We start from the raw sequence: 9,807 nt of genomic DNA, 5'->3' as shown, positions 1-9,807 counted from the left end.
GCCGTGGAAGCCGCCGGTGGAGGACCCGTTCCAGGCGGCGGCCCGCCGGCAGGCCGCGGCCCGCCCCGCCGGACTGGGCAAGCGGTTCGCCGCCCGCCTGGTCGACACCCTGGTGGTGGGAACCGTCACCGCCGCCGCGGCCGTCCCGCTCGGCGTCAGGGCGGTCGACCACATCCGGCAGAAGGTCGACGCGGCCGAGCAGTCCGGGCACGAGGTCACCGTCTGGCTGCTCGACCGCACCACCGGCACCTGCCTGGGCATCGTCCTCGGCGTCCTGCTCCTCTTCGGCGTCGTCTACGAGGTGCTGCCCACCGCCAAGTGGGGCCGCACCCTGGGCAAGAAGCTGTGCGGGCTCCAGGTGCGGGACATCGAGGGGCACGAGCCCCCCTCGTTCGGCCCGGCGCTGCGCCGCTGGCTGGTCTACAGCGTGCCCGGGCTGCTCGGCATCGGGATCCTGGGCGTGCTGTGGTGCCTGTTCGACCGGCCCTGGCGCCAGTGCTGGCACGACAAGGCGGCCCACACCTTCGTGGCGGGCTGAACGGGGGACCGGCCCCTCCTCCGTACGGACGCCCACCGGATGCGGAGCCGGGACGATCGCGGTCCACTCGGGCCATGACCAGCGAACCGCCCCCCGGCTCCGGAGAGCAGCCCCCCGAGGACGACCCGTTCAGGAAGCGGCCCCCGTCGGACCAGGGGCCGGGCTCGCCGTACGACACCCCGTACGGCGGCGCCCAGCAACCGCCGCCCGGCGGTGGTCAGCCCCCGCCCCCCGAGGGCGGCCAGCCGCCCCCTCACGGCGGCGGGCAACCGCCGCCGCCCCCTCCGTGGGGCCCGCAGCAACCACCGCCGTACGGCGGTCAGCAGCCGCCCTACGGGACCGGGCCCCACGGCGCCGGCGGCTACCCCGCCGACCCGCTCGCCGGTATGCCCCCGCTCGCCCCCAGCGGCAGGCGGACGCTCGCCAGGATCATCGACATGATCCTGGTCGGCATCGTCGTCTGGCTGCTCACCTGGGCGTTCGGCGTACGCCAGTACGACGTGAACGGCGACCACATGCAGGTCGGCCGTTCCGTCGCCCAGTCCGTCATCGCGGCCGTCCTCTACGTGGCCTACGACACCTTCATGATCAGCAAGTCGGGGCAGACCCTCGGCAAGCAATGGCTCGACATGCGGGTGGCCAACCTGAACGACGGCGCCACCCCGGCCACGTCGACCTCGCTGAGCCGGGCCCTCGTGCTCTGGATCCCGTTCGCCTTCTGCTGCGCCTGCATCTGGACGGCCATCTGCGGCGGCTGGAGCTTCTTCGACCGGCCCTACAAGCAGGGCCTGCACGACAAGGCGGCCAAGACGGTGGTGGTCAGCACCCGTTGAGCGAAGCCCGGGGGGCGCCCGTGCGAGAGCGGCGGGTCCGTGCGTGCCACGGGCCCGCCGCTCTCGTGCGGCCGGCCGCCGGCGCCTCGCTCACAGTGTGGTGGGGACGCGTTCCTCGTTCGCCGCGGTCGCGGCGGAGGCCGCCGTCGCGCGTGCCCCGGTCGCCGGCACGGTCATGGCGACCAGCAGCCCCAGCGCGAGTGCCGCGAGGGCGATGACGGCGATCCCGAGGCCCGAACTCGTCTGGGACAGCAGCAGCATGGCGAGCGTCGAGAAGATCACGGTGCAGGAACCGTAGGCGAGCTGTGCGGCGGTCGGACGAGGCATGGCAATCGTGTCCTCGGAAGTCTTCGGCGGTGTCGGTGGGTGCCGTTCGTCTCTCTTCGCGTGCATGCCCGAACGGAACGCCTGGTAAGCGTGACCTAACCCACGGTACCGATGCACGGGGGGCGCACAGGAAGCACGGTCTGTGTAAAGCGGAGATCAACTCCGCATAGTGCACCGGATGTGACTGAGTCAAGGACTGTCTTTTCTTCTAAACCTCTAGTCAAATTACGTCACTTGAACACGCGCTTGTCATGCGCGCACGGATTTCTCCACACCCAGGAGCCCCCTGTCCGTGCACGCGGCGCGGGGGAGGAACTCAAGTGACCAGCAGATCCTGGACGTTCAGAGCGGCCGCGATCGGTGTGACGCTCGCGGCGGCCTCCGCCACCTTCGCGACCTTCGCCGTCGCGGAGGCGAGCACCCCGGCCCGGTCCGGTGCGATCGACCGGCACGACCCGGCCCCGGTGCGGCAGCGGGCGCACGATCTCGACGGCCCGCTCAGCAAGACCCAGAAGGCCCAGCGTCAGGAGGCCCTGAACCAGCTCATCGCGGGCAGGGCCACGGCGCAGGAGCGCGGCGGCTCCAAGGTCGTCAAGCTCAAGAGCGGCAAGGGCAAGGGCAAGTACGTCGAGCTGGGCCGCGAGAAGACCGACAAGATCTTCACCATCCTGGTGGAGTTCGGCGACCGGACGGACCCCGGGTTCGGAGGGACCGCGGGCCCCCTGCACAACCGGATCGCCGCGCCGGACCGCACGAAGGACAACTCGACGGCCTGGCAGAAGGACTACGACCAGAAGCACTACCAGGACCTCTACTTCGGCACCGGCAAGAAGACCGAGTCGCTGAAGAAGTACTACGAGAAGCAGTCCTCGGGCCGCTACTCGGTCGACGGCGAGGTCGCCGACTGGGTCAAGGTCCCCTACAACGAGGCCCGTTACGGCAACAACGCCTGCGGCGCCACCAATTGCCCGAGCGTGTGGAACGTCGTCAGCGACGGCCTGAACGCCTGGGTCGCCCAGCAGAAGGCGGCCGGCCGGACCGACGCCGACATCAAGAAGGACCTGGCCAAGTACGACCAGTGGGACCGCTACGACTACGACGGCGACGGCAACTTCAACGAGCCCGACGGCTACGTCGACCACTTCCAGATCGTGCACGCCGGTGAGGACGAGTCCGCGGGCGGCGGCGTCCAGGGCACCGACGCGATCTGGGCCCACCGCTGGTACGCCTTCGGCACCGACGCCGGCGCCACCGGCCCCGAGAGCAACAAGCTCGGCGGCGCGCAGGTCGGCAACACCGGTGTCTGGGTGGGCGACTACACCATCCAGCCCGAGAACGGCGGCCTCGGCGTCTTCGCCCACGAGTACGGCCACGACCTCGGCCTGCCCGACGAGTACGACACCGACGGCGGCGACAACTCCACCGGCTTCTGGACCCTGATGTCCTCCGGCTCCTGGCTCGGCACCGGCAAGGAGTCCATCGGCGACCTGCCCGGCGACATGAACGCCTGGGACAAGCTCCAGCTGGGCTGGCTGAACTACGACACCGCCAAGGCCGGCAAGCAGTCCACGCACAAGCTGGGCGTCGCCGAGTACAACACCTGGGACAAGCAGGGCCTCGTGGTCACCCTGCCGGACAAGGCGGTCACCACCACGATCACCGACCCGGCGCAGGGCTCGTACCAGTGGTGGAGCGGCAGCGGCAACGACCTGAAGAACACGCTGACCCGCTCCGTCGACCTCACCGGCAGGTCCTCGGCGACCCTGGGCCTGGACGGCTGGTGGGCCATCGAGGCCAACTACGACTACCTCTACACCGAGGTGTCGACCGACGGCGGCGCCAACTGGACCGCGCTGGACGGCACGGCCGACGGCCGGGCCATCCCGAAGGACGGCAGCGGCAAGCCGGCGCTGACCGGCGCCTCGCAGACGCACCGCAAGCTGTCGTACTCCCTGGACGCCTACGCGGGCCAGAAGATCCAGCTGCGCTTCCGCTACGCAACCGACGGCGGGGTCGCGGAGAACGGCTTCACGGCCGACGAGATCACCGTGACCGCCGACGGGACGCCGCTGTTCTCGGACAACGCCGAGTCGGCCGACGCCGGTTGGACCGCGGCGGGCTTCTCCCGCATCGGCGCGTCCTTCACCCGGGACTACAAGCAGTACTACGTCGCCGAGAACCGGCAGTACGTGTCGTACGACAGGACGCTGAAGAGCGGCCCGTACAACTTCGGTTCGGCCAAGCGCCCCGACTGGGTGGAGCACTACCCGTACCAGAACGGCCTGTTGATCTGGAAGTGGGACACCTCCCAGGCGGACAACAACACCAACGCCAAGGACCACCCGGGCACCGGTCTGATCCTGCCGGTCGACTCGCACCCGAAGGCCCTGCGCTGGTCCGACGGCACGCTGATGCGCAACCGCATGCAGGCCTACGACTCCCCGTTCAGCCTCTACGGCACGGACGGCATCACCCTGCACAAGGCCGATGCGGCGACGACGGTCAAGGCGTCGAAGGGGGTCCCGGTCTTCAACGACCACACCAGCACCTACTACGACGCGTCGAACCCGACGGGTGGCGTCAAGGTAACTGACACGAACACCAGGATAACGATCGTCAAGGAGGCCGAGAACGGGTCGACGATCTTCCTCACGGTCGGCCCCGCGGTGAAGTAGTTCACATACTCGCAGGTCAGAGGCGTATCGGCGGTGACCCCTTGGCGGGTCGCCGCCGATCGTGTTTAGGTGCGTCCTGTGGACCGCTTATTGACACCGACCGGAACGGGGATGTGACCACATGGCCGCAGGAGGCTTCTGCAAGCTGCCGAACGGCACGGTCGTGGTGGCGCTGAACCTGCCCTACGACTCCGCCGGGGTGCGGGTACTGGTGCATGCCCAGAACCGGGCGCGGGCCCTGACCCGGCTCCGGAACCTGGGCCTGCGCGCGATCTATCTCCGGGGCAACGCGGCCCCGCCGACCCCGGACGAGATCACGGCGGTGCTGCACCATCCGGACGGCCTGATATGGCGCACGGCGCCACCTGGAAACGGTGTCACCGTGCCCGAGCTGTGGCATCCGATCCGGGCCCTGCTGCGCCGGTCGGCCGCCGTGTCCTAGCCGCCGACCACCGGCTTGCCGGTCAGCTCCACGCCGGCCTCCCGGAGCTCCTCCAGGGCCCGCTCCGTGGTCGCCGCGGCCACTCCCGCCGTCAGGTCCAGCAGCACCTGGGTGCGGAAGCCCTCCCGGGCCGCGTCCAGCGCGGTGGCGCGGACGCAGTGGTCGGTGGCGATGCCGACCACGTCCACCTCGTCTATGTGGCGGGCGCGCAGCCAGTCGGCGAGGGGGGCGCCGTTCTCGTCGGTGCCCTCGAAGCCGCTGTAGGCGGCCGAGTAGGCCCCCTTCTCGAACACCGCGTCGACCGCGCCGGAGGCGACGGCGGGGGCGAAGTTCGGGTGGAAGCCCACGCCCTCGGTGCCCGCCACGCAGTGCGCGGGCCAGGAGCGGACGAAGTCGGGGTTGTCCGCGAAGTGACCGCCGGGCGCGATGTGGTGGTCGCGGGTGGCGACCACATGGCGGTAGCCGGTGCCCGCCGCCTGGCCGATCAGCTCGGTGATGGCGGCGGCCACGTCGGCACCACCGGCCACCGCGAGGCTGCCCCCTTCGCAGAAGTCGTTCTGCACGTCTACGACGATCAAGGCGCGGCGCATGGTGGGTGTCCTTCGACTGAGGTCCAGGTAACTGAGCCTAGAGACTTGCGGGCCCGTGCGGGAGGGGGCGTTCGCGGAGCGGACGGCGGTCCCGCTCTAGCTACCCGAGCGCCCCTGCACGTACTCCGTCGGAATGACGGGTTCCCCTCGGGAGAGCTGGATCGCGGACAGGGGGAGGTTCGCGCGGGCGGCGATGTGGCGGTCCCGGGGCATGTCCAGGGGCTCGCGGGCCACGACGTCCCCGCCCTCGACCAGTTGCACCAGCAGCTGCCGGCCGGCGAGGTCCGCCGGCACCGGGCCGGTGCCCACGACCTCGGCCTCGGCCACCCCGTCCTCGTCCAGGCGGCGGGCCGCCCACTTGCGTCCCCCGATGGAGGTCTTGCCGCCGCTGGACTTCTTGGCGACCGGCACCAGCGGTGCCCCGGGGTCGGCGGTCTCGGCGCGCGCGACCAGCTTGTAGACCATGGAGGCGGTCGGGTGCCCGGAGCCGGTCACCAGCTGGGTGCCGACGCCGTACGCGTCCACCGGCGCGACGGCCAGGGAGGCGATCGCGTACTCGTCCAGGTCGGAGGTCACCACGATCTTCGTCCCCGTCGCCCCGAGCTCGTCCAGCTGCTGGCGGACCCGGTGCGCGACGAGCAGCAGGTCGCCGGAGTCGATGCGGACCGCGCCCAGCTCGGGGCCGGCCACCTCCACCGCCGTGCGGACGGCCTCGGCGACGTCGTAGGTGTCCACCAGCAGGGTCGTGCCCCGGCCGAGGGTGTCCACCTGGGCCTGGAAGGCGTCGCGCTCGCGGTCGTGCAGGAGGGTGAAGGCGTGGGCCGAGGTGCCCACGGTCGGGATGCCGTAGCGGAAGCCCGCCGCGAGGTCGGAGGTGGTCGCGAAGCCGCCGACGTAGGCGGCGCGGGCGGCGGCCACGGCCGCCAGCTCGTGGGTGCGGCGGGCGCCCATCTCGATCAGCGGGCGGTCGCCGGCGGCGGCGGCCATCCGGGAGGCGGCGGCCGCGATGGCCGAGTCGTGGTTGAGGATGGAGAGGATCACCGTCTCCAGGAGCACGCACTCGGCGAAGCTGCCCTCGACGCGCATGATCGGCGAGCCGGGGAAGTAGACCTGGCCCTCGGGGTAGCCCCAGATGTCACCGGTGAAGCGGTAGTCGGCGAGCCACTTCAGGGTCTCCTCGTCGACGATCCGCTGCTCGCGCAGGAAGCCGAGGACGCCGGCGTCGAAGCGGAAGTTCTCCACCGCGTCCAGGACGCGTCCGGTGCCGGCCACCACGCCGTAGCGCCGCCCGTTCGGCAGCCGCCGGGTGAAGACCTCGAACACGCTCCGCCGTTCGGCCGTACCGGCGCGCAGAGCGGCCTGCAGCATCGTCAGCTCGTACTGGTCCGTGAAGAGCGCCGTCGAGGGAACGTCCACCGGCAGCCCAAGGTCCGCTGTGTTCATGACGATGGATCGTACTCCCTTTTCGTCGGTGTGACGATTTGTGGCCCTCGTGGCAGCATGGGCAGTGTGACGTCACCCGCGCCCGTAGAGATCGAACGCACCGAGTCGGCGGAGGAGGTCTTCGCCGTACCCGAACCCGACGTCCCCTGGGTCACGATCGTCCACAACGACCCGGTCAACCTCATGAGCTATGTGACGTACGTCTTCCAGTCGTACTTCGGCTACACCAAGGACAAGGCCACCAAGCTCATGCTCGACGTCCACCACAAGGGCCGGGCGGTCGTCTCCAGCGGTTCCCGCGAGGAGATGGAGCGCGATGTGCAGGCGATGCACGGCTACGGCCTGTGGGCCACCCTCCAGCAGGACCGGAAGTAGCGAACCCACTTAGATGCCCGGACATTTCGAACCGCTCCCCGGCGGCGGCGCGGCCGTCGCGCTCGACGACGTCGAGATCTCCATCATCCGCTCCCTGGCCGTCCAGCTCCTGGAGCTGATCGGACCGGGACCGGGCGCCGACGCGCCCGACGACCCGCTCGCCGAGCTGTTCGCCGAGGGCCCCAGCGAGCCGCCCGCCGACCCCGTCCTCAGAAGGCTGTTCCCGGACGCCTACAGCGACCCGGAGAAGGCCCCGGACTCGCCCGCCCAGGCGGAGGAGCGGCGGGCGTACTCCGCCGAGTTCCGCCGCTACACCGAGAACGACCTCAGGGCCGGCAAGCGGGAGAACGCGCTCGCGGTGATCCGCAGCCTCGACGCGCTCGCCCCGGTGGACCGGGGCGGGGCGGTGCTGAAGCTGTCGCCGGGGGAGTCCAGGAGCTGGCTCAGCGCCCTCAACGACCTGCGCCTGGCGATCGGAGCCCGGCTGGAGATCACCGACGAGGACGACACCGACCTGCTCTACCGGCTTCCGGACGAGGACCCGCGCAAGCCCATGGTGATGGCCTATCTGTGGCTGGGCGGTCTCCAGGAGACCCTGGTGACGACCCTTATGCCCTAGTACGGGTGGCTTCGCTGTTCGCTCAGCGGACGCTCAAATCCGGATAACGATCCCGTCACCGTTGCGGCCTGGTTTGCCGCATCAGGGCGTTCTTTGTCCGGTTTTCCCTGTGTGGTGCGCCACATTCCGCTCCGGTGATCAATATTGCGGCCGTGATAAATCTTCACGACCGCCCGGCCGACACCACCCATGTCCGGCCGGGTGCGCCACCGAGCCGACGACCGTCGGCCAGGCACAGCTCCAGCAATCCGGGGGGATCGAGACCCGATCCGGGGCCGAGTCGAAGGCCCGGGTCGGCATGGAGAAAGGCGCACCACACATGACCTCATCGCAGGTCGACCAGCTTCGCGACGGCAATGAGGCCGCGCGGGCCGACAGCGAGGGCGGCGAGGGATACCAGCGCGGGCTCGGCGCCCGGCAGATCCAGATGATCGCCATCGGCGGTGCCATCGGCACCGGCCTGTTCCTCGGCGCGGGCAAGGGCATCTCCAAGGCGGGCCCCAGCCTGATCCTGGCCTACGCCATCGCGGGCCTCGTGATCTTCCTGATCATGCGGGCGCTCGGCGAGCTGCTGATGTACCGCCCGGTGTCCGGCTCGTTCTCGGAGTACGCGCGCGAGTTCATCGGCCCGTTCGCGGGCTTCGTGACCGGGTGGACGTACTGGCTGTTCTGGGTGGTCACCGGCATCACCGAGGTCACCGCCGCGGCCGCCTACATGACGTACTGGTGGAACATCCCGCAGTGGGTCTCGGCCCTGGTGTTCACGATCGTGCTCTACGGCGCCAACCTGATCTCCGTGAAGCTCTTCGGTGAGCTGGAGTTCTGGTTCTCCATGGTCAAGGTCACCGCGATCATCGGCATGATCCTGATCTGCGCGGGCATCCTGACGATCGGCTTCTCCGACGCGGGCCACACCGCCTCCGTGAGCCACCTGTGGAACGACGGCGGCTTCTTCCCGCACGGCGTCGGCAACACCCTGATGACCCTCCAGATGGTCATGTTCGCCTTCCTCGCCGTCGAGCTGGTCGGTGTGACCGCCGGCGAGTCCAAGGACCCCAAGAAGGTGCTCCCCAAGGCGATCAACACCGTGCCGTGGCGCATCGCCGTCTTCTACGTCGGCGCGCTGATCATGATCCTGTCGGTCGTGCCGTGGACGCAGTTCCACCCGGGCGTGAGCCCCTTCGTGGCCGCCTTCCAGAAGATGGGCCTGGCCGCCGGCGCGGGCATCGTCAACTTCGTCGTCCTCACGGCCGCGCTGTCGTCCTGCAACTCCGGCATGTACTCCACCGGCCGCATGCTGCGCGACCTCGCGGTCAACGGTCAGGGTCCGAAGTTCTTCACCAAGCTGACGCCCAGCGGTACCCCGCTCGTCGGCACGACGTTCTCCGCCGCGCTGATGCTGGTCGGCGTCTGGATCAACTACCAGTGGCCGGGCAAGGCGTTCGACTACGTGGTGTCCTTCGCGACCATCTCGGGCATGTGGGCGTGGATCATCATCCTGCTCTGCCAGATCCGCTACCGGAAGCTGTCCGACCGCGGTGACCTGCCCCGCTCGGAGTTCCGGGCCCCGGGCGCTCCGCTCACGAGCTGGATCGCGCTCGCCTTCATCGGCATGGTGATCGTGCTGATGGGCATCGACAAGGACGCCCGAGTCTCGCTGTACTGCGCGCCGCTGTGGGCCCTGATCCTCGGTGTCGCCTACTGGGCGCTCAAGCGCCGCGACCCGGAGGCCGCGGCGTTCCGTAAGCGCTGACACCACCAGGACACCCTCCCCGGGACGTCCGGCCGCCGGGAGCACTCGTGGCGCCCCCGGCGGCCGCCGCTCAGGACGTCCGGCATGTGGGGCGGCCCCGACCACACCCCCGGGCCGGACGGGCCGCAGGGTATTGTGTCCGACAAGCTGAACAACACCCCCCCCCCGCCCCACCCAATCGACGCCCCCCCCCCCAACGACCCACCCCCCCC

At 70.1% G+C, this 9,807-nt stretch carries 10 protein-coding genes; 7 read left to right on the top strand and 3 right to left on the bottom strand.

Annotated features, from left to right (window positions below; all coding sequences use genetic code 11):
• Together ACWEN3_RS33150 and ACWEN3_RS33145 are read left to right on the top strand one after the other, a co-directional pair.
• Positions 1 to 538, top strand: a 538-nt coding sequence (locus ACWEN3_RS33150) for an RDD family protein (protein ID WP_452978411.1), incomplete at its 5' end; no start/stop codon positions are given.
• 74 nt (positions 539 to 612) lie between these two features.
• Positions 613 to 1,371, top strand: coding sequence for an RDD family protein (locus ACWEN3_RS33145; RefSeq protein ID WP_452978408.1), 759 nt, complete (start codon positions 613 to 615; stop codon positions 1,369 to 1,371).
• Positions 1,372 to 1,461: 90 nt separating this feature from the next.
• Here the strand turns inward: ACWEN3_RS33145 and ACWEN3_RS33140 are convergent, their stop codons facing one another.
• A complete protein-coding gene (locus ACWEN3_RS33140; protein WP_452978405.1) occupies positions 1,462 to 1,698 on the bottom strand; it encodes a hypothetical protein in 237 nt (78 codons plus the stop codon).
• A gap of 320 nt (positions 1,699 to 2,018) precedes the next feature.
• Here ACWEN3_RS33140 and ACWEN3_RS33135 point away from each other — a divergent pair, with 320 nt between their 5' ends.
• Positions 2,019 to 4,373: an immune inhibitor A domain-containing protein gene (locus tag ACWEN3_RS33135; protein WP_452978402.1), complete on the top strand. Its 2,355-nt coding sequence runs from the start codon at positions 2,019 to 2,021 to the stop codon at positions 4,371 to 4,373.
• 121 nt (positions 4,374 to 4,494) lie between these two features.
• Positions 4,495 to 4,815, top strand: coding sequence for a hypothetical protein (locus ACWEN3_RS33130; RefSeq protein WP_452978399.1), 321 nt, complete (start codon positions 4,495 to 4,497; stop codon positions 4,813 to 4,815).
• Here the strand turns inward: ACWEN3_RS33130 and ACWEN3_RS33125 are convergent.
• Both ACWEN3_RS33125 and ACWEN3_RS33120 read right to left on the bottom strand, forming a co-directional pair.
• Entirely contained in the window at positions 4,812 to 5,405 is a 594-nt protein-coding gene (locus ACWEN3_RS33125; protein WP_452978396.1) for an isochorismatase family protein, read from the bottom strand. The genes ACWEN3_RS33130 and ACWEN3_RS33125 overlap by 4 nt on opposite strands.
• A gap of 96 nt (positions 5,406 to 5,501) precedes the next feature.
• Positions 5,502 to 6,848, bottom strand: a complete 1,347-nt coding sequence (locus tag ACWEN3_RS33120; protein WP_452978394.1) for a nicotinate phosphoribosyltransferase — start codon at positions 6,846 to 6,848, stop codon at positions 5,502 to 5,504.
• A gap of 57 nt (positions 6,849 to 6,905) precedes the next feature.
• Between ACWEN3_RS33120 and clpS the strand changes: the two genes are divergently transcribed.
• The 3 genes from clpS (at position 6,906) to ACWEN3_RS33105 (ending at position 9,595) form a co-directional block, all read left to right on the top strand.
• Positions 6,906 to 7,223: an ATP-dependent Clp protease adapter ClpS gene (clpS, locus tag ACWEN3_RS33115; RefSeq protein WP_452978391.1), complete on the top strand. Its 318-nt coding sequence runs from the start codon at positions 6,906 to 6,908 to the stop codon at positions 7,221 to 7,223.
• Positions 7,224 to 7,236: 13 nt separating this feature from the next.
• The gene (locus ACWEN3_RS33110) at positions 7,237 to 7,842 is read left to right on the top strand and encodes a DUF2017 domain-containing protein (RefSeq protein ID WP_452978390.1); all 606 of its coding nucleotides are present in this window, start codon (positions 7,237 to 7,239) and stop codon (positions 7,840 to 7,842) included.
• 319 nt (positions 7,843 to 8,161) lie between these two features.
• Positions 8,162 to 9,595: an amino acid permease gene (locus ACWEN3_RS33105; protein ID WP_452978387.1), complete on the top strand. Its 1,434-nt coding sequence runs from the start codon at positions 8,162 to 8,164 to the stop codon at positions 9,593 to 9,595.
• Positions 9,596 to 9,807 lie beyond the last annotated feature (212 nt).

The sequence above is a fragment of the Streptomyces sp. NPDC004561 genome, from assembly GCF_053602155.1.
This window is presented reverse-complemented; position numbering and strand designations above follow the sequence as displayed.

Bases quoted from the DNA above. Each gene is read 5' to 3' on its own strand.
- ACWEN3_RS33145 (WP_452978408.1), top strand. From the start codon at position 613: ATGACCAGCGAACCGCCCCCCGGCTCCGGAGAGCAGCCCCCCGAGGAC.
- ACWEN3_RS33140 (WP_452978405.1), bottom strand. From the start codon at position 1,698: ATGCCTCGTCCGACCGCCGCACAGCTCGCCTACGGTTCCTGCACCGTG.
- ACWEN3_RS33130 (WP_452978399.1), top strand. From the start codon at position 4,495: ATGGCCGCAGGAGGCTTCTGCAAGCTGCCGAACGGCACGGTCGTGGTG.
- ACWEN3_RS33125 (WP_452978396.1), bottom strand. From the start codon at position 5,405: ATGCGCCGCGCCTTGATCGTCGTAGACGTGCAGAACGACTTCTGCGAA.
- ACWEN3_RS33120 (WP_452978394.1), bottom strand. From the start codon at position 6,848: ATGAACACAGCGGACCTTGGGCTGCCGGTGGACGTTCCCTCGACGGCG.
- clpS (WP_452978391.1), top strand. From the start codon at position 6,906: ATGGGCAGTGTGACGTCACCCGCGCCCGTAGAGATCGAACGCACCGAG.
- ACWEN3_RS33110 (WP_452978390.1), top strand. From the start codon at position 7,237: ATGCCCGGACATTTCGAACCGCTCCCCGGCGGCGGCGCGGCCGTCGCG.
- ACWEN3_RS33105 (WP_452978387.1), top strand. From the start codon at position 8,162: ATGACCTCATCGCAGGTCGACCAGCTTCGCGACGGCAATGAGGCCGCG.